Annotated in this window: 15 protein-coding genes; 7 read left to right on the top strand and 8 right to left on the bottom strand. The window is 62.3% G+C overall.

Annotated features, from left to right (window positions below; genetic code table 11):
* Nucleotides 1-9 precede the first annotated feature (9 nt).
* Complete coding sequence (locus tag P2T57_RS18205; protein WP_276302163.1) at nt 10-1,668, bottom strand: ABC transporter substrate-binding protein; 1,659 nt, start codon at nt 1,666-1,668, stop codon at nt 10-12.
* A 369-nt stretch (nt 1,669-2,037) separates the two neighbouring features.
* Here P2T57_RS18205 and P2T57_RS18200 point away from each other — a divergent pair, with 369 nt between their 5' ends.
* Complete coding sequence (locus P2T57_RS18200; RefSeq protein WP_276302162.1) at nt 2,038-2,745, top strand: helix-turn-helix domain-containing protein; 708 nt, start codon at nt 2,038-2,040, stop codon at nt 2,743-2,745.
* A gap of 10 nt (nt 2,746-2,755) precedes the next feature.
* Here P2T57_RS18200 and P2T57_RS18195 read toward each other — a convergent pair whose 3' ends face one another.
* Together P2T57_RS18195 and P2T57_RS18190 are read right to left on the bottom strand one after the other, a co-directional pair.
* Complete coding sequence (locus tag P2T57_RS18195; protein WP_276302161.1) at nt 2,756-4,063, bottom strand: hypothetical protein; 1,308 nt, start codon at nt 4,061-4,063, stop codon at nt 2,756-2,758.
* A gap of 54 nt (nt 4,064-4,117) precedes the next feature.
* Nucleotides 4,118-4,264, bottom strand: a complete 147-nt coding sequence (locus P2T57_RS18190) for a hypothetical protein (protein WP_276302160.1) — start codon at nt 4,262-4,264, stop codon at nt 4,118-4,120.
* A 420-nt stretch (nt 4,265-4,684) separates the two neighbouring features.
* Here P2T57_RS18190 and P2T57_RS18185 point away from each other — a divergent pair, with 420 nt between their 5' ends.
* Together P2T57_RS18185 and P2T57_RS18180 are read left to right on the top strand one after the other, a co-directional pair.
* Entirely contained in the window at nt 4,685-6,259 is a 1,575-nt protein-coding gene (locus P2T57_RS18185; RefSeq protein ID WP_276302531.1) for a uracil-xanthine permease family protein, read from the top strand.
* A gap of 114 nt (nt 6,260-6,373) precedes the next feature.
* Entirely contained in the window at nt 6,374-6,832 is a 459-nt protein-coding gene (locus P2T57_RS18180) for a hypothetical protein (RefSeq protein ID WP_276302159.1), read from the top strand.
* 65 nt (nt 6,833-6,897) lie between these two features.
* Here the strand turns inward: P2T57_RS18180 and P2T57_RS18175 are convergent, their stop codons facing one another.
* Together P2T57_RS18175 and P2T57_RS18170 are read right to left on the bottom strand one after the other, a co-directional pair.
* Nucleotides 6,898-7,221, bottom strand: coding sequence for a hypothetical protein (locus P2T57_RS18175; RefSeq protein ID WP_276302158.1), 324 nt, complete (start codon nt 7,219-7,221; stop codon nt 6,898-6,900).
* A 77-nt stretch (nt 7,222-7,298) separates the two neighbouring features.
* Nucleotides 7,299-8,408 carry an XdhC family protein gene (locus P2T57_RS18170; protein WP_276302157.1) on the bottom strand — a complete coding sequence of 370 codons (1,110 nt, stop codon included), beginning with the start codon at nt 8,406-8,408 and terminating at the stop codon, nt 7,299-7,301.
* A 138-nt stretch (nt 8,409-8,546) separates the two neighbouring features.
* Between P2T57_RS18170 and P2T57_RS18165 the strand changes: the two genes are divergently transcribed.
* Nucleotides 8,547-9,476, top strand: a complete 930-nt coding sequence (locus tag P2T57_RS18165) for an NAD-dependent epimerase/dehydratase family protein (RefSeq protein WP_276302156.1) — start codon at nt 8,547-8,549, stop codon at nt 9,474-9,476.
* Between the two features lie 3 nt (nt 9,477-9,479).
* Here the strand turns inward: P2T57_RS18165 and P2T57_RS18160 are convergent, their stop codons facing one another.
* Both P2T57_RS18160 and P2T57_RS18155 read right to left on the bottom strand, forming a co-directional pair.
* Entirely contained in the window at nt 9,480-10,703 is a 1,224-nt protein-coding gene (locus P2T57_RS18160) for a CaiB/BaiF CoA transferase family protein (protein ID WP_276302155.1), read from the bottom strand.
* A 59-nt stretch (nt 10,704-10,762) separates the two neighbouring features.
* The gene (locus P2T57_RS18155; RefSeq protein ID WP_276302154.1) at nt 10,763-12,460 is read right to left on the bottom strand and encodes a thiamine pyrophosphate-binding protein; all 1,698 of its coding nucleotides are present in this window, start codon (nt 12,458-12,460) and stop codon (nt 10,763-10,765) included.
* Nucleotides 12,461-12,698: 238 nt separating this feature from the next.
* Here P2T57_RS18155 and P2T57_RS18150 point away from each other — a divergent pair, with 238 nt between their 5' ends.
* Nucleotides 12,699-13,937: a cytochrome P450 gene (locus P2T57_RS18150; RefSeq protein ID WP_276302153.1), complete on the top strand. Its 1,239-nt coding sequence runs from the start codon at nt 12,699-12,701 to the stop codon at nt 13,935-13,937.
* 1 nt (nt 13,938) lies between these two features.
* Here P2T57_RS18150 and P2T57_RS18145 read toward each other — a convergent pair whose 3' ends face one another.
* Nucleotides 13,939-15,243, bottom strand: a complete 1,305-nt coding sequence (locus tag P2T57_RS18145; RefSeq protein ID WP_276302152.1) for an MFS transporter — start codon at nt 15,241-15,243, stop codon at nt 13,939-13,941.
* 199 nt (nt 15,244-15,442) lie between these two features.
* Between P2T57_RS18145 and P2T57_RS18140 the strand changes: the two genes are divergently transcribed.
* On the top strand, nt 15,443-16,459 hold the full coding sequence (locus P2T57_RS18140; protein WP_276302151.1) for a DUF8098 family protein: 1,017 nt from the start codon (nt 15,443-15,445) through the stop codon (nt 16,457-16,459).
* A complete protein-coding gene (locus P2T57_RS18135) occupies nt 16,456-17,109 on the top strand; it encodes a DUF8169 family protein (protein ID WP_276302150.1) in 654 nt (217 codons plus the stop codon). Before P2T57_RS18140 ends, P2T57_RS18135 begins: the two co-directional genes overlap by 4 nt.
* The last annotated feature ends 57 nt before the right edge of the window (nt 17,110-17,166 follow it).

Here is a 17,166-nt window from a genome sequence, read left to right as displayed (position 1 = left end):
GGTCTCCGGTCACTGCTGGACCCACGTCGTGTGGAAGTTGCGCATGAACGGGATGTGGACGAACCCGTTGACCCTATCGACCTGTGCCGCGATGTCGTCACGGTGGTAGATGTAGGCGTGGGGCGCGTCGGCGATGAGTTGGTCCTCGATTTGCTGGAGCGTCTGAGCGCGGGTCTCGCGGTCCAGTTGCCGGCGCTGTTCGCCGAGCATCTGGTGAACTTCGTCGTTGTCGTAAAACGTCCAGTTCCAGACGCCGCCTTGGTCGGGCCTGCGGTAGAAGTTCCACAGCGACTGGTCGGGGTCGGGGTCGCCGACGCTCCCGGTGACGGTAGCGTCGTAGTCCTGATTGTTGAAGAACCGCTCGTTGTACGTCGCGTTGGTCACTTGGTCCACGCTCACGTCGAACCCGGCGTTGTTGAGTTGCTGGCGCAGGACGCGCGACTCCCGGAGGGTGTCGGGGGTAGCGAGGAGACTGAAACTGGCTCCCGACGCCCCGGCCTCCTCGATGAGTTGCTGGCCCTCGTCGGGGGCGTAGTCTTGGTCGGTCGGCTTGTCGTCGCGCCAGACCCACGCCGTCGCCTTGTTGATGGGGCCGGTGTCGGGCAGGGCGTTGCCGAACAGCGCCTGCTCGACGTAGGCCTCGTTGTCGATGACCTTCGCAATCCCTCTCCGGGCCTGTCGGGAACTGAATGGTTCGCGCTGGGAGTTCATCGCCAACCCTATCCAGTTGACGCCGGGCGCGCGGAGCGCCTCGACGCCGCTGGCCTGCTCGATGCGACTCACGATGTCGAGGGGCACGACGTTGATGAAGTCGATGCCGCCCGACCGAATCGCGTTCGAGATTGTCGCCGGTTCCGAGAGGAGACGAATCTCGACTCGGTCGAGGTAGGGCAGTTGGTTGCCGTTCTCGTCGGTCTCGAAGTAGTCGTCGTAGGCTTCCAGCACGATGCGCGAACCAACCTCGTGTTCGGTGACTCGGAAGGCCCCGGTCCCGACCGGGGTCTGGCTGTACTGCTCTTGGCCCATCTCCTCTATGGCCTCCTGATTCACGATGGTCCCCGCGCGGCCCGGACCCCGCGTGAGGTAGATGAGCGCCGGGGACATCGGTTGCTCCCAGTTGAGTTCGACGGTGTAGTCGTCCTGCACGACCACGCCGCCGTCGTCTATCGGTTGCAGGGTTTCGAGTTTCGCCGCCGCGGGCGTCTCGTTCTCGATGGTCCGGTTGAGCGTGTAGCGCACGTCCTCGGCGGTAAACTCAGTCCCGTTGTGGAAGGTGACGCCCTCCCGGAGTTGGAAGGTGAACCGGCTTCCGTTGTTGCTGATTGTCCAGTCTCGCGCGAGGTCCCCGCGGACCGTGAGGTCCTCGTTGAGCGTGACGAGGCCGCTGAAGACGTTCGCGGCGATTTGGAACTCTTGGCCGAGGTTGATGGTCGGCGGGTCGAGCTTTCGGACCCCCGAACCGCCCGACCACGCCGCGGTCAGCGTGCCGCCCTGTTGAGGTTGGTCCTGCATCGCGGCCGTGTCGTCCTCGCGCGCTTCGACTCGCTCGGCGTACCCCGCCAGACCCCCCAGTCCGGCCGCCGCGAGCAGTCCCATGGTCGTTCTTCGGTCCACGACGGGGCCGCTGACGGCCTCGTCGTCGAATTCTTGGTTGTAATCCCCACCCATGGTACTCCAAGACAGAGCCAGCCCCCTTCGTTCTGCCACCAAATATATCCGGGTTGGCCAGCGCAGGGTTCTGAGCGTTGTGGGCGTGACGGGTCGAAACCGGCGGAGAGGCCGGGGGCGAACGCGGCGCGAGCGCCGCGTTCGACCACCTAAACAATCGGAAGAAACAAGTAATTATTTTTTTAGGAAAGGATTTTACGTCCAAATACGACTGACGAGCCGTTTCGCTCGGTGGTGTACTGTCTGCTCTTGTGGCTCTGGTGCGAGGACTTTCGAAGCTACCATCCAGTTTCTACCTGTAAAACCATATTCCGCTTCTCGAAGAAACGACCGAAGATTGAACCGACCAGCGCGCGTACAATCCTCGCAATGCGGGAAGTGACGCTTCGGATTCGCCACCACGGCGAACCCGAGAGCGACGTGAGCGCCGACCACCCGGACGTGACGCTCGAATCTGTCTCCTCGATGACGGGGAGCGCCGCCGAGCGCAAGCGAATCATCGGCATGACAGGCCCGGCCGAGGAGGTCGCCTCCTTCCTCGAAGATTTCGAGGAGTCCGCCGCGGTCCTCGGCGTAGACCGCCTGACGCCGCTGGAAGTGCCGCGGGTCCTCGTGGCAATCACCTTCGACAGCTATCGGTGGGACAGCATCGCCCAGCGGTTGACCGACATGGGCATCCACTACCGGACCGGAACTACCATCACGGCCGGGTGGGAGCGCTGGACGCTCTACCTCGACGATTCCGACGACTTGGGCGAGATTATCGCCTCGCTGGAGCGGGCCGGAAACGAGACCGACCTCGTGCGCGACGTGTCACTCGGCGAACTCGAAGGGAGCGAGCAACTCCAACTCTCGCGGGTCCTGCACGAACTCACCGACCGCCAGCGCGAGGTGCTGGCCACCGCTATCGGACTGGGTTACTACCAACCCAAGCGCGAGACCACCATCGAAGAAATCGCCGACGCGGTGGGGGTCGCTCCGACCACGGCGTGGGAACACCTGATGCGCGCCGAGTCGAAGGTGATGACCGAGTTGGGCAAGCACCTCTCGCCGCCGCGAAACGCTCGGTCGGCGTAGAGAGCGCCACTCACGGCAGAAGCAGGTCCCGAACCGTGGGCGTGGTCGCCAGATTCGCCGACGCCAGCGAGTACATCGCGTAGGCCTCGGCGTAGGGGTGTTCGGACTCGAAGGTCGGGTTCGCGCCGAGCGACCAGTCGCCGATGGCTATCTCCTCGCGGGGCCGGTCTGCGAGTTCCCGCGTAATCGGGTCGTCCGAGTCCGAAAGCAGGTCTCGGAGTTTCCCCGTCGCTTCCTGCTTCGTCCGGGCGACCAGCGGCATGCCGACGGAACCCTCGGCGAACTCGCGGTCCACGTCCGCCATCGCCGACTGGAACCCTCGGGCGTGCTGGAGCGCCATGGCGTGTTCGACTGCGACGAACGCCAACAGGCCGGTGCGATTCCCGAACGAGGGCGGGTGGGCGTCGGTCGCCGTGGAGTAGCCGTTGTTGAATAGTTCCCTGACAGCCCGCTCGTGGGGCCCCTCGCCGTCGGGGTAGTAGCGTTCGACGGCCTTCTGGCGGTCGGGAAGGAGCGTGTCGATTCGCTCTGCGAGGTCCCGCCACGTCCGGTCCAAGTGGCTTTCGAGGTCTGTAGACTCTGTTCCCGCGTCGAGATTCGACCGGTGAGACCGGTAGACCGCCTTCGCGTCACCGAGCCATCGCTCGCCTTCGATGAGGCTCCGAATGGCCTCCACGACCACGTTCTGGTCGTGGAGGCTCCTGTCGGCCTCCTCGTCGGGCACGTTGTCGGCGTTTAGCCGGGCGAACACGACTTTGCGCTCGGTTCGATAGCAGTACGCGAGGCCCCGGCGGGGGTCGGCGACCTCGTAGGAACTCGACGCCACGAAGTCGTCTATCTTCTCCCGGAGGACCCGCGACTCCTCCCGAAGCGCGTCCATCTCGTAGTCCTCCGAAATCGCCTTCGCGGCGGCGAGCGACCACGCCGCGCGGCCGAGGCCGAACCGGAGCGTCCGGAGCGCGTCGGTGGTCGGGTCGGCCCCCTCGGCCTCGGCGAGTTGGTCGCGGGCCACCTCGACGCTGTTTTCGAGGGACATGTCGAAGTCCTCGGCCTCGGAGTCCACGTCGGACTCGTCCACCTCGGCCCACGCCTCCTCGGCCCGGTCGATGGTCTCCCGGAGGTGTTGGCGGGACTCGGCGAGGGCGTCGTCTGCGACCGGGAGCGAGGAGTCTACCTCCGGAATCGAGCGCCACTTGGTGCGCTGTTCGAGAATCGGGGCGGGGACGAACTTCGCGGGCAGGAACCGGTAGCCTGCGAGGGAGGCGGTCCCGCCGACTGCGAGACTACCGAGGAGTCGCCTGCGGGTGATGGAGGGCATGGAGACACCGGGAGGTGCGAACGGCGCGAGGAAAGGTTTTGTGGAGCGCCGACCTCATTCGACCTGCAACAGTTGGAGCGCCTGCCGAACGTGAAACTTGGCCTCGTCGAGTTGGTCGGCCCCTAGCGCGTCGTTCAAGTGTTCGACTGCTCCCTGTCGCTCGTCGGGTCCGTCGTCCGACCTATCGCTCGGTTCGCTCATTGGTTGCTGTATAGGCTTCAAACAACTTAAACAACCGTACATTCAAGGGAACAAACAGTTGTACCTGATGCCGGGTCCCGTGGTCGAACTGCCGGTTCGAGGACGCAGACGTTTGCTATCGTCGTAATTTAGACGCTCGCCGTCGTTCTGCTTACGCGCGCAAAGTACTATATTAACCTCGTATCTTTCGAGTGCCACTCGTCGCTCTCGCCCTCGAACCGAGTTCGGAGAATCCGGCTCGTTCGGTTTCTAGCCGTCAGAATACAGCTTTATCGGTATATTTATGCCAATCGTTTCGGGAACTGTACGTGTGTCACTTATTGGTGCCTTTATCACTTCGATTGCGGTACGCGACGAGTGTCGCGGGGGTGACTCGCCGTGAGCGACGACGGTGACGGTTTCGAGGAGGTAGAGAAGGACATCGCTCCCGAGGGGCCGCCCGCTGACCCGGACGCCGAGGCCTCGGACTTCGTGGAGTACGGCATCGAGGACAAACCGCCGCTGGGCGAGTCCGCGCTGTTGGGTTTCCAGCACTACCTGACGATGATAGGCGCGTCGGTCGCCATCCCGCTGGCGCTGGCGGGCGCGATGGGGATGCCCGGCCAGCAGGTCGGCCGACTCATCGGGACGTTCTTCGTGGTCTCGGGCGTCTCGACGCTCGCCCAGACCATCATCGGAAACCGCTACCCCATCGTGCAGGGCGGGACGTTCTCGATGCTCGCGCCCGCGCTGGCCATCATCGGCGTCCTCACAGCCCAAGGTGCCGGGTGGAACCTCATGCTACGCGAACTCACGGGCGCGGTCATCGTCGCCGGACTGGTCGAAATTCTCATCGGCTACTTCGGTGTGATGGGCGCGCTCAAGCGGTTCGTGAGTCCGGTGGTCATCGCGCCGACCATCGCGCTCATCGGTCTGGCGCTGTTCAACGCGCCCCAAATCGCCGACCCGAACTTCGGGACAGCGGGGACCGGCCAGAACTGGTGGCTGTTGGGTCTGACGCTGGTCCTCATCGTCGGCTTCTCCCAGTATCTCGACAAGTACCACCGGACGTTTCGACTCTACCCGGTCCTGCTCGGCATGGCCACGGCGTGGGTCGTCGCGGCGATTCTGTCGGTGACGGGCGTCTACGGCCCGAACTCGGTCAGCTACGTTGACCTCGGTGCGGTCGCCAGCGCACCCGCGGTCCAACCCATCTACCCCTTCCAGTGGGGACTGCCCCGGTTCACGCCCGCGTTCGTCGTCGGCATGATAGCCGGGATGTTGGCCTCGGCCATCGAGAGTTTCGGCGACTACCACGCCGTCGCCCGGATGGCGGGCAAGGGCGCGCCGAGCAAGAAGCGCATCAACCACGGTATCGGCATGGAGGGCGTCGGCAACGTCCTCGCGGCCGTCATGGGCACCGGGAACGGTTCGACCTCCTACACCGAAAACGTCGGCGCAATCGGCATCACGGGCGTCGCCTCGCGCTACGTGGTCCAAATCGGCGCTGGCGTAATGATAGTCGCTGGGTACGTGGGCTACGTCGGCCAACTGTTCGCCACCATCCCCGCGCCCATCGTCGGGGGCCTCTACGTCGCCATGTTCGGCCAAATCGCGGCGGTGGGTCTCTCGCAACTCAAGTTCGTGGACTTGGACAGCAACCGGAACGTCTTCGTCGTCGGGTTCGCGCTGTTCGTCGGACTGGCGATTCCCTCCTACATGGGCAACGTCGCCGACGGCGCGGCAGGGTTCCAGCAGGGGATGGCGCAGGTGCCCGTGCTGGGCGCGATTCTGGGGACAGAGGTCGTCTCGACCACCATCTTCGTCATCGGTTCGACCGGGATGGCGGTCGGCGGCATCGTCGCGTTCTTCCTCGACAACACCATCGAGGGCACCGCCGACGAGCGCGGCATCACCGAACTCGAAGCGATGTCGGAAGACGAGAGCGATTTCCGGTCCTTTTTCGACCGGTACCGGTCGTCGGACTCCGAGGAGCGCGCTCCCGGTGCGGACTGACTGATTCTCGGTCGCTCGGGAATTTCGATTGAAGACGACGGCGGCCTCGAAACGCCGCGGGTGGTTCTCCGAACACCGCACCCTTTTCCACCCCGCACTTCCAACTCCCGAGCGATGACCGCCCTCTCCGACGCCGTCGGCGACGACGAAATCCGCGAGCGCCTGCCGCTCAGAACCGGCGGGACCGTCGTGGTGACCGACGACCGCCTGCTGGTCTCCGCGGACGACGAAATCACCAGCATCGCGCTCGACGACGTGGCCGAGGTCACAATCGAGGCCTTCGACTGGTTCCTCGCCGTCTTGAGCGTCCTGCTGGTGGGCTACGGTCTCTACTCGATTCCGAGGAGCGTCCTCCTCGGGGGCGCGTTCGCCGTCTTCGGCGCGGGAAGCCTCTACTGGACCTACCGCAAGCGCGGCAAGGCCCGCATCAAGGTGGCCGACCGCCCGAAGCCGATTTCGGTGTTCCCGGCCGACACGGCGGCGTTCGCGGACGCGCTGGAATCGCTTCGGGTCGAGGCGGATGGGGCCGACGAGGCGGGTGGGACGAACGAAGCAGGTAGGGCGGACGAGTAAATATAAATATTTCTTTTACAATTATTCCTGTTCCTTAGGGAAATGTGAATGTGTCTTGGACCGTACTACGACTTCGCCTCGTCTTCGGACTGCGACTCCGCAACTCGACTCTTGCGTAACTGCTTGACGAGGTTGAGGTGCATGAGGTGGAGGTGCATCCCGATGCCGAACAGCAACAGTCCCATCCCGACGAAAATCAACGGCAGGAGGACAGCATCGACGGCGCTCGCTACCGACCCGAGATTAGAGGGCAACCGTCCGACCACGGCGAGGACGAACGCCGAGACGATGACGCCGAGTCCCGCCTTGACGAACCGAGAGTAGCGACCAACCTGCTCTATCCGTCCCTCGATGTCCTCGGTCGTCGGGGAATCGCGGTCTGGGACCATGCAGGGACTAACGGGACCGACCGACATGGTTCTCGTGGCGGCCGCCCGGTCGAGACGACGACTCGCGGGCGCTATTCTCACTCCGGGCGGGGATGAATCGGCCCTTCGCCGTCAGTCAACCGACCGCCGTCGCGTTCGTTCGACACCGCCAGCACCTCGGCCACGACCGAGAGCGCGATTTGACTCGGTTCGCCCGCGCCGAGGTCCAACCCGACCGGGGTTGCGATTCGCTCGGCGTCTTCGTCGGCGAGTTCTCCGTCCACCTCGGCGAGTTCGTCGCGCATCGCCTCGAATCGCTTGCGCGGCCCCATCAGGCCGACGTAGGTCACGTCGGTCTCCAGCAGGGCCGCCAGCGCCTGCCTGTCGGCCATGAAGTCGTGACTCATCAGTACCGGGTAGGTGTCCGCCGGCCGGGAGACGACTTCGGCGACCTCAGCGGGCCGGACCGCGACGACCTCGTGCGCTGACGGGAACTCGTCGGGGTCGGCCCGCGCGCCGTCCTCAACGGCCACCGTCACGCGAAATCCGGCCTCGCGGGCCAGACGAACCACCGGGCGAACGTCCTCGCCGTGACCGAAGACCAGCAGTTCCGGAACCGGTTCGAGGCCGTCGGCGAAAACGTCGGCGGTCCCGCGCTCGGTTTCGATTTCGACGGTCGCCGAGCGCCCGGTGACAGCGAACTCACCGGCGCGCTCGCGGACTGCCCCGAGGAGGCCGTCGGGAATCGAGGGGCGGGCCTCGGTGGTTTCGACGCTTCCCTCCTCGCCGACCACGGCCCGAGCGCCGACCTCTGCGTCGGGGTGGTCGCCGCCGACTACCGTGAGGACGGCCACGCGCTCGCCCTCTGCGACTCGTTCCAGTGCGGGCCGAAAGCTCTGGTCGGCGGGTTCGACCAGCACGTCGATGACGCCGTTCTGTCCGAGGCCCCACTCGGTGTCGTCGGCAGTGCGGTCGAACGTCTCGCGGACCGGCCCGTCGGCCGCGCGCTCGGCGAGGGCCGCGAGCGGACCGCCCCGAGCGTCACCACCGACGAGTCGCTTCGCGCCGGGTCGTCGGTAGGCCGACTCCTCGACAGCTGTGACGGTTGCGACCGCTGTCCGCCAACCGGGTTCCGAACCGCCAGCGATGGCGTCCCGGAGGCCCTCGCGCACCGACAGCGCGCTCGCGCCCCAGTCCTCGTCGCTCATGCGTGGAGGTGGCGAATCTGCGTATTTAGGTGTTTGCGTCACCGGACGGTGCATCTCGAAACCGGAACGTGGTCCCAAATCCCACGCCTCGAACCCCGAACGTAAAGATATATCCGTCGCTCCGCCGCTATGTCGGGCATGGAACTCGCAGGCAAATCCGTCCTCGTCACCGGCGGGGCGGGCCTCATCGGAACCCACCTCAGCGAGTCGCTCGCCGAGGACAACGACGTACTCGTCGCCGACAACTGCTCGAAGGGCAACCGCGAGTGGGTGCCCGAATCGGTCGAGTTCGCCGAGTGCGACCTCACCGACGAAGCCGACGTGGCCGAAGTCGTCACCGACGATTTGGACGTTATCTTCCACCTCGGGGCGCTCTCGGACGTGAACCGGGGCGACCACCGCCGCGTCTTCGAGGCCAACAACACGATGGTCTACAACCTGCTCGAACGCATGGACGAGGTTGGCCTCTCGAAAATCGCGTTCGCCTCGTCGTCGGCGGTCTACGGCGAGGCCCCGCGCCCGACCCCCGAGGACTTCGCGCCGCTCGAACCCGTCAGCACCTACGGCGCGAGCAAGTTGGCCGGCGAGGGCCTGCTTTCGACCTACGCCCACTCACACGACTTCACGACGTGGATGTTCCGCTTCTCGAACGTCGTGGGTCCCCACCAGCGCAACAACGTCATCTCGGACTTCATCGAGAAACTGCTGGACGACCCCGAGAGCCTCGAAATCCTCGGCAACGGTCGCCAAGAGAAGTCCTACCTCCACGTCGAGGACTGCGTGGCCGGCATGCAACACGTCGTGGAGAACACCGACGAACCGACCAACATCTACAACCTCGGCACCCGGACGACCATCTCGGTCACGCGCATCGCCGAACTGGTCAGTGACGTGGTTGGCTGTGACCCCGAGTTCGAGTACACCGGCGGCGACAGAGGTTGGACCGGCGACGTGCCCAAGATGCGCCTCTCCATCGAGAAGGCCAGCGCAATCGGGTGGTCACCCGAGCGAGAGAGTAGCGAGGCGGTCCGGACCGCCGCCGAGCAGTTGCACGAGGAGCTACGCTAAGACTCACTCCGCTCCAAAAACGCCCTTCTCTGCTAACTCCTCGATTTCGGCCTCGGCGTAGCCGATTTCGCGGAACAACTCTCGGTTGTCCTCGCCCAACTCGGGCGGTGCCGACTCGAATCCGCTGTCGGCGTTGGCGTAGTTCAGGGGATGCTCGATGACCGGAACAGTCCGAGTCTCGCCGTCGGCGCACTCGCGCTCTACTTCCGTGACGACGCCGCGGGCCTCGGTCTGGTCGTTGTAGAGGGCGTCCTCGACGCTCTGGATTGGTCCGGCCGGAACGCCGGCCTCCTCGACCAGCATCTCCATCCACTCGTCGGTGGTCCGCTCGCGGAGTTCGGCCTCGATTTCGGCTTCGAGCGCGTCCATGTTCGCCACCCGGTCGGCGTTGGTCTCGAAGTCCGTGTCGGCGAACAGGTCCGGGCGGTCCAAGGCCTCGCAGAACTCCCGCCAGAGCTTCTGATTGAGGCAGGCGATATTGATGTGCCCGTCTTCGGTCTCGTAGGTCTGGTAGGGTGCTAAAACCGGGTCTTGGGTGCCCATTCTGGTGGGGTCCTCGCCCGCGAACACCCTCCCGGCGTGCTTGGTCAACCACGGCAGGGTCGCGTCGAGCATCCCGAGGTCGATGTACTCGCCGTCCCACTCGTCGGCCGGGGTCCGCTCGCGGTCGTAGAGCGCGTTCACGATGCCGAATCCGGCCCACATCCCGGTGATGAGGTCGGTCTGAGGCAGGCCGACTTTGACCGGGGGTCGGTCCGCTTCCCCCGTCACGCTCATGATACCTGACATGCCCTGCACGAGGAGGTCGTACCCTCTGCGCTCGCTCCACGGGCCGGTCTGGCCGAACGCCGAGATGGCGCAGTAGACGATGCCGGGATTTCGCTCGCGGATGGCGTCGTAGTCCACGTCGAGGCGCTCGGCGGTGCCCGGCCGGTAGTTCTGGACGAACACGTCGGCCTCCTCTGCGAGGTCGTAGAGCGCCTGCTTGCCGGCCTCGGATTTCAACTCCAGTTCGACGCTTCGCTTGCCGTAGTTGACCGTCCAGAAGTAGGGCGACTCGCCGTCGATGAAGGGCGGTCCGGCGCGGCGATTGTCGTCGCCCGCGTCGGGGCGCTCGACCTTGACGACCTCCGCGCCCTGATTGGCCAGCATCAGGGTGGCGAACCCGCCCGTGACGAACGTCGAGAGGTCGAGGACCCGAATGTCGTTGAGGATTTTGTCGGTCATGCCGAGAGGGGCGCGTGGAGTCGGTAAAAAGGTTCGGCCGAGTGGGAGGTCGGCCTCGCTTACTCGTGAAGCCCGCCGACTTCGGCGTAGAACGATGACTGGAGTTGGTCGGCCATGTCCTCGTCGCGGTCGATTCGGGCGTCTACGACCGTTGGCACGTCGTTTGCTTTGCCCTCGGCGAGCGCGTCGGCGAGTTCGTCCGGCGTCGTGGCGCGAATGCCCTCGGCACCGAAGCCCTCGGCGACTTTCACGAAGTCGGTGTCGTGGAACTCGACGCCGGCGATGTCGCCCTCCTCGTCCTGCATCTGGCGGACCATCCCGAGACTGGTGTCGTTCAGGACGACGAACGTGGGCGCGACGCCCTGCTCGACGGCGATTTCGACGCTGGTCATCGTCATCGTGAATCCGCCGTCTCCGGCGACGCCGATAACGTCCTTGTCGGTGGTGAGCGCCGCCGAAACTGCGGCGGGAGTCGCCCATCCCATGCCGCCGACGCCGCCCGACCCGAAGTAGGTCCGGATGCCGGGCGTCTGGAGGTAGTTCAGGAGCCAGAAGCGGTTGTTACCCGAATCGGCGGTGACGATGGTCTCGTCGTCAACGACCGCCTCGATTTCCTTCACGGCGCGCTGAGGTTTGATGGGCGCGTCGTCAGAGTCGCATTTGGGGTCCGAGAAGGATTCGCGGGCCTCCTCGGCCCGGTCGAGCGCCCAGTCGTTGCTTCCCTCGCCTGCATCGACCAAGGCTTGCAGGCTCTCTTTTGCGTCCCCGATGAGGCCCACGTCGGCGGGGTAAACCCATCCCGCGTTCCGGGTGTCGATGTCGGCATGAATGATGGTCTGCTCGTCGGGGCGGATGAAGGAGGGGGCCTGCCAGTTGGTGTCCATCGGGTTCATCCGGCACCCGGCGACCAGCAGGGCGTCGGCCTCGCTCACGACCTGATTCGCGCCCTCGTGGCCGAACGACCCGATGACGCCGCCGGCGAGGTCGTGGGTCTCCGGAATCGTGGACTTGCCGAGGTAGGAGGTCACGACCACCGCGTCGTAGGCCTCCGCCGCGGCCTGCAACTCGTCGTAGGCTTGGGCGGCGTGGATGCCGTTTCCGGCGACGATGACGGGTTTCTCTGCGTCGGCGAAGGCCTCGGCGGCCTGTGCTACGTCTCTCTCGGTCGGCGCGGAGTCCCAGTTTTTGACCTGCTCGTCGGCGTCCCACACCGGCGGGGTCGGGTCCTCGGGCACGTCCTCGGTGATGGCGTCGCCGTCGAAGATGACCGCGGTCGGGCCGGGTCGGCCCGCGGTGGCGTGCTTGAACGCCAACTGGACGCTCCGGAGGGTCTCGGTCGGCGAGCGCGGGAACCAGTATTCCTTGGTCACGGCGTCGAGGATTTTGGGGAGTTCGAGGCCGCCGTAGTCTCCTCTGGACTGCTGGTAGGGCGCGAGCGTCGAGTAGTCGCCGCGCTCGCTGGCCTCGGTCAGCGCGACCATCGGCGACGACGACAGGCGGGCCTCCATCTGGCCGATAGTTCCCAAACTGCCAATCCACGGCCCCTGTCCGGCGAGGACGCCCGGTTTCTGGGTCAGACGGCCGTGCATCTCGGCCATGACGCTCCCCTCCCGCTCGTCGCGGGGCCGAACCACGTCGATGTCGGATTCGGGCAGTTCGTCCAGCAGTTCGATGACGCGGCCGCCGGGGTAGCCGAAGACGTACTCGACGCCCAACTGTTCGAGGTGGGCGACGACCTCCTCGTTGGTCTCGGTCATTGGCCGAAGTGACTCGGGCGCATGACTTTGGTTTGTCGCTTCGCTGGGAACTCCGAAGGTAGTCTGGGGAAAGGGCCGGAGTGGGGACGCTGACCGAACAAGGACCCAAAATTATTTGTTAAAGATTGGCATAAATTGCTTAGAGCAATATTACACAGCTCACGACGAACGACCTCGAAAGTGTCTCCCGTCGGAGCTTTCCTGAGAGTTTAGCGGTACAAGCACGTAGGACGGTGGCATGAGTTCCGCCAACCCGCAGGGGCTACAGGCGTTTCCCGACGAACTACAGGACCGGGAGTCGTGGCTCGAACCGTTCGACTGGTACCGGGAGATGCGCGACGAGAACCCCGTCAGGTACGACCCCGAGCGCCAATCGTGGGACGTGTTCCGGTACGACGACGTGAAGACGATTCTGGACGACGACGAGACGTTCTCGGTGAATCCGCGCCTCGCAAACGACTTCGTGGAACCGGACAATCCGGGCGAAGGGCTAATCTTCGACACGATGCTGTTTCAGGACCCGCCCCGCCACGACGAACTCCGGAGCGTCGTGGACGACGAGTTCCAACCCCGGACCCTCCGCGAGCGCGAACCCCACTTCCGCGAACTCGCCACTGAGATGCTGGAGTCGGCCATCGCCGACGGCGACGAGATGGAACTCGTCGCGGACCTCGCGTACCCACTTCCGGTGACGGTCATCGCGGAACTGCTGGGCGTCCCGGCCGACGAGCGCGACCAGTTCAAGGAGTGGTCCGACACGCTCGTTTCGGCCGCGAGCGACGACGAGGCCAGCGAGGAGTTCGCAGAGCGCCAACAGCAGACCCAGATGGAGATGGCCCAGTACTTCATGGAGATGATAGCGGACCGCCGGGAGAACCCGCGGGACGACCTGATGTCCCAAATCGTCACCGCGGAGTTGAGCGACGGGCGCAATCTCTCCCAAGAGGAGGCCCTTGGCATGTGCATCTTGCTCCTCATCGCGGGCAACATCACGACCACGAACCTGATTACGAACGCGGTCCGGTGTTTCGCCGACGCGGACGCCGACCTGTTCGACCGCCTCCGGGGGGACGAGCGCAAACTCACGAACGCGCTGGAGGAGACCCTGCGCTACCGGTCGCCGGTGCAGGCGATGACTCGCATCGCCACCGAGGACGTGACGATGCGCGGGGAAACCATCGAGGAGGGCGACCGAATCGTCGTCTGGCTCGGGTCGGCCAACCGCGACGAACGCCGGTTCGAGGACGCCGACACCTTCAAACCCGACCGGTCGCCCAACCAGCACCTCGGGTTCGGCCACGGCACCCACTACTGTCTGGGCGCGCCGTTGGCCCGCCTCGAAGCCAAAATCGCGCTCTCGGAACTGCTGGACCGCGTGGAGGACGTTCGACTCGCCGAGACCGAACTCCAACCCACCCGGAGTTCGTTCATCTACGGCGTCGAGTCGCTCCCGATTCGGTACTCCCAGCGAAGCTAAGTCACTCCGATTCGGTCTCCGCGCCGACCCTCGCCGACTCTCGATTTTCGTCGCCCTGCCGCGAGAGGACGAACAGCGTCACCGCCACCGCCAGCGCCGAGATGCCCCCAATCGCGGCGAACGCGACTCGGAGGCCCGGTCCCTCGATGAGCGCGCCGAACAGGGGCGGTGCGAGCGCGCTCCCGGTCATGGTTCCGACCGTGATGATGGCGAAGTTCCGCCCGAGGTCCGACCGCGCCGAGAGACCGTCTGCCAACTTCGACCGAGCAGGCCCCGCGAGCGCCCGAGTTCCGCCGACCACGAGGAGGCACCCGACCGCGGCGAGCGCCGGAATCGAGAGCGTGGCGAGCAGACCAACCAGCACCACGACCGAAGCGTAGCTTCCGAGGATGAGCGGCCCGGCCGAGAACCGGTCCGAGAGGTCCCCGCCGACGAGGACCGCCACCGCGCCCACCACGAACATCGCCGAGAGGGTCAGATTCGCGGCGTCGAGCGCCAGTCCGTAGCCCTGCTGAAGGAGGACCACGGCGTAGGAGGTCAGGCCCCAACTCGCGGTGGAGGCCACCAGCGCGAGGAGCGCCAGCGCCAGCACCCCCGGCGAGGCCAGAATGGCCCGGCATTCCTGGTGGACCGACTCCCGGCGCGAGAGCGAGTCGGAATCGTCCTCGGACGCCTCGCTGGCCTCCGGCGCGGTCACGCCTTCGCCGACGTACCGCTGGAACGCGACGAGGGTGACGACGGCGTAGAGCGCGCCGAACGCCCCGATGAGCGCGACTGCTCCTCGCCACGAGAGTCCTCGGAAGCCCAGAATCACAGCGAAGAAGACCGGGGGAAAACCGAATCCGAGGCTCCCCAAGAATCCCCGGACGCTGAAGGCCCGAGCGCGGAGGTTTTCGGGCGTGGCGTCGGCGAGGAGCGGGAAGTGCGCGGGGTGGTGGCCCGCGATACCGATTCCCAGCAGGGCTTGGCCGACCAGTAGAATCTCGAAGGTGGGCGCGAAGGCGATTAGAAAGACGCTGGCGGTGCTGAGACCCAGCGAGAGGCCGAGCGTAAGCCTGCGGTCGTAGTTGTCCGCGAGGTAGCCGAAGGGGAGTTGAAACAGGGTGTTGGCCCCGCCCTGCACGCCCATCGCAATCCCGAGCATGGCGAGCGAGACGCCGAACTCCTCGGAGAGGATGCCCAGAATCGGCGGAAAGAGGACCAGATACGTGTGGTTGACGAACTCCGCGCCGCCGACCAGCGAGACGACGAGGAGGGATTCGCGCGAGAGGTCCGGGAGTCGGTCGGTGAGCGAGACGGGGCGCACGGTGTTTCGTTTCGGAATGGTAGGAGCGCGGGGAAGTATGCTGGGGTCGCGGAAAAGGGATGAGAGCATCCAGAGGAAAATATAGTTACCAAGTGAAGCAATCACCTCGTTTAGTTCCTTTTCAAATTTGGAAGAAAATATCTTACTTGGATGACGGAAACAAAAAGGCCTATATTATAGACAACATGATATACATGTAATGAGTCCTCTTCCCTCCGATGGGGATCCCTTTGATGGAGAGGAAGATCTGCGTACAGACGTTCATTTAGCGATTGATCTGGCATTAAAAGAGATCTTTGATAAACGAGATCGGGAGATAACCGAAATTGAGGAGGAAAAGTTAACATATTTTGCTATTAAGAACTTTGATTTAGATCTTACTTATAGTTGGTATCTTGCTGGCGCAAATACTAAGGTGAGTTATGGTACTTCTCTTACCGCGAAACCTGGTACAGAAAGATATTTTGGTAGTCTTCAATCCGAGACGCCATATACCGACCGGTTAAACAAACTTCGTGATTTCTTTGAAAATGAAGTGTTTTTTGGAGACTATTCTCTTCGCAAGATATGGTGGGAGGATAGGTTCTCATTCTTAAGAGATTTCTATCAAGAATTTGCGCCAGAAAAATACAGGGATTTGTATATAATTTCTACTAATATAAAAGAGAAGCTTTATAATATAGACAAGTTGATTGAAACAGAATCCAAAAACACAACCCTTAGCGATTTTGACGGAGGTGGATCTGATGCTTTACTTCCACCACCCAAAGAGAAAGAAATCCGATATTTGATTTCGGATTTGCATTTAGAACTATCATCAATCGAAGAGCTTTCAGATACCAAGGCAGTTGTTGCTTCTGGAACTGATTTAATAGAACAGATACTTTATAAATTATCTCAGAAAGAGACGACGACACAAGAGCAACGGCGCATTTTAGATGAGCTTCACGATTTCTTCTATTATTATGTTTGGAAATATCCGGCTTTACTAATCTCTGCTGACAAAGCGTGTGGTCCGAATGCGAAGGCTCTAAAATTTGAGAGCTTGCGTGAATTTAATGGATTCGAAAAGCAAGTAGAAGAAGAACGAGAAAAACTCGCTAATTGGTGTTACAAAGCAGATTTGCTACCTAATATTGAGGATTATACTTCACTAGATATAGATGAAGAAAGCGACATTATTTTACCTAATGAGCAAGCAAATCAGGATGAATGAGCACTAGTAAAGAAGTCAATTTTGACACATCAGTACTTCTGAACTATGTCTATGCGAAACTCCCTGGGGAAATAGAGGAAGACAAAGGTTCAGAGCGGCTAATTGAGAACTCGGACATATATAAAGTAATCGGCGGGAAAGTGAGCGGTGAATTTGAACGATGTTGCGAGCGAAGGAATAAAATTTATGATGATCTTTTGGATTGGTTAGAAGAAAATCCGGATTTAGACATCTACGATTATGATATTTCTCAACGAGATATTCAAAGCTCTCCAAATGACACCTCTCACATCAGATATGATGTACAATGTGGTTGGGGACATGAAGAACGCCGAAAACAACTTTCTGATTTTCGCCGTCTGTCACAGAATATCGAAACGTTACAAAGAGAAATAATAGAATCCTTAATTGACAAGTCGTATCCGGAATCCTCTAATAGTAAACTGAAAAAAGAATTGGGTGATTTAGACATAGATCACGACAAAGATGTCATTGTGGATGCAGTGGAAATCCATAAAAAAGATTCAATTGGTATTCTTGTCGCTATTGATAGTGACATCGTATACAATTCTGATAGGATTAACAATAGGATTCAGAGCATCGAAGGTAGTAAGTTAAAATTACAAATTATGAAAGCGGACGACGTTTAAATACACTAAGTAGAAGAATATATTAAGACTGGTGAACAATTGGTTCTCAGGAAATAG

The organism is Halorussus lipolyticus (assembly GCF_029338375.1).
Classification (GTDB): domain Archaea; phylum Halobacteriota; class Halobacteria; order Halobacteriales; family Haladaptataceae; genus Halorussus; species Halorussus lipolyticus.
The sequence above is the reverse complement of the archived record's forward strand: the minus strand, read 5'-3'. Positions and strand labels throughout refer to the sequence as shown.

What these genes read in the sequence shown, in the direction of transcription:
- P2T57_RS18170 (WP_276302157.1), bottom strand. Translation starts at nt 8,408, where the DNA reads ATGAGCGACGAGGACTGGGGCGCGAGCGCGCTGTCGGTGCGCGAGGGC.
- P2T57_RS18205 (WP_276302163.1), bottom strand. Translation starts at nt 1,668, where the DNA reads ATGGGTGGGGATTACAACCAAGAATTCGACGACGAGGCCGTCAGCGGC.
- P2T57_RS18190 (WP_276302160.1), bottom strand. Translation starts at nt 4,264, where the DNA reads ATGAGCGAACCGAGCGATAGGTCGGACGACGGACCCGACGAGCGACAG.
- P2T57_RS18135 (WP_276302150.1), top strand. Translation starts at nt 16,456, where the DNA reads ATGAGCACTAGTAAAGAAGTCAATTTTGACACATCAGTACTTCTGAAC.
- P2T57_RS18165 (WP_276302156.1), top strand. Translation starts at nt 8,547, where the DNA reads ATGGAACTCGCAGGCAAATCCGTCCTCGTCACCGGCGGGGCGGGCCTC.
- P2T57_RS18150 (WP_276302153.1), top strand. Translation starts at nt 12,699, where the DNA reads ATGAGTTCCGCCAACCCGCAGGGGCTACAGGCGTTTCCCGACGAACTA.
- P2T57_RS18175 (WP_276302158.1), bottom strand. Translation starts at nt 7,221, where the DNA reads ATGGTCCCAGACCGCGATTCCCCGACGACCGAGGACATCGAGGGACGG.
- P2T57_RS18195 (WP_276302161.1), bottom strand. Translation starts at nt 4,063, where the DNA reads ATGCCCTCCATCACCCGCAGGCGACTCCTCGGTAGTCTCGCAGTCGGC.
- P2T57_RS18160 (WP_276302155.1), bottom strand. Translation starts at nt 10,703, where the DNA reads ATGACCGACAAAATCCTCAACGACATTCGGGTCCTCGACCTCTCGACG.
- P2T57_RS18200 (WP_276302162.1), top strand. Translation starts at nt 2,038, where the DNA reads ATGCGGGAAGTGACGCTTCGGATTCGCCACCACGGCGAACCCGAGAGC.
- P2T57_RS18155 (WP_276302154.1), bottom strand. Translation starts at nt 12,460, where the DNA reads ATGACCGAGACCAACGAGGAGGTCGTCGCCCACCTCGAACAGTTGGGC.
- P2T57_RS18180 (WP_276302159.1), top strand. Translation starts at nt 6,374, where the DNA reads ATGACCGCCCTCTCCGACGCCGTCGGCGACGACGAAATCCGCGAGCGC.
- P2T57_RS18140 (WP_276302151.1), top strand. Translation starts at nt 15,443, where the DNA reads ATGAGTCCTCTTCCCTCCGATGGGGATCCCTTTGATGGAGAGGAAGAT.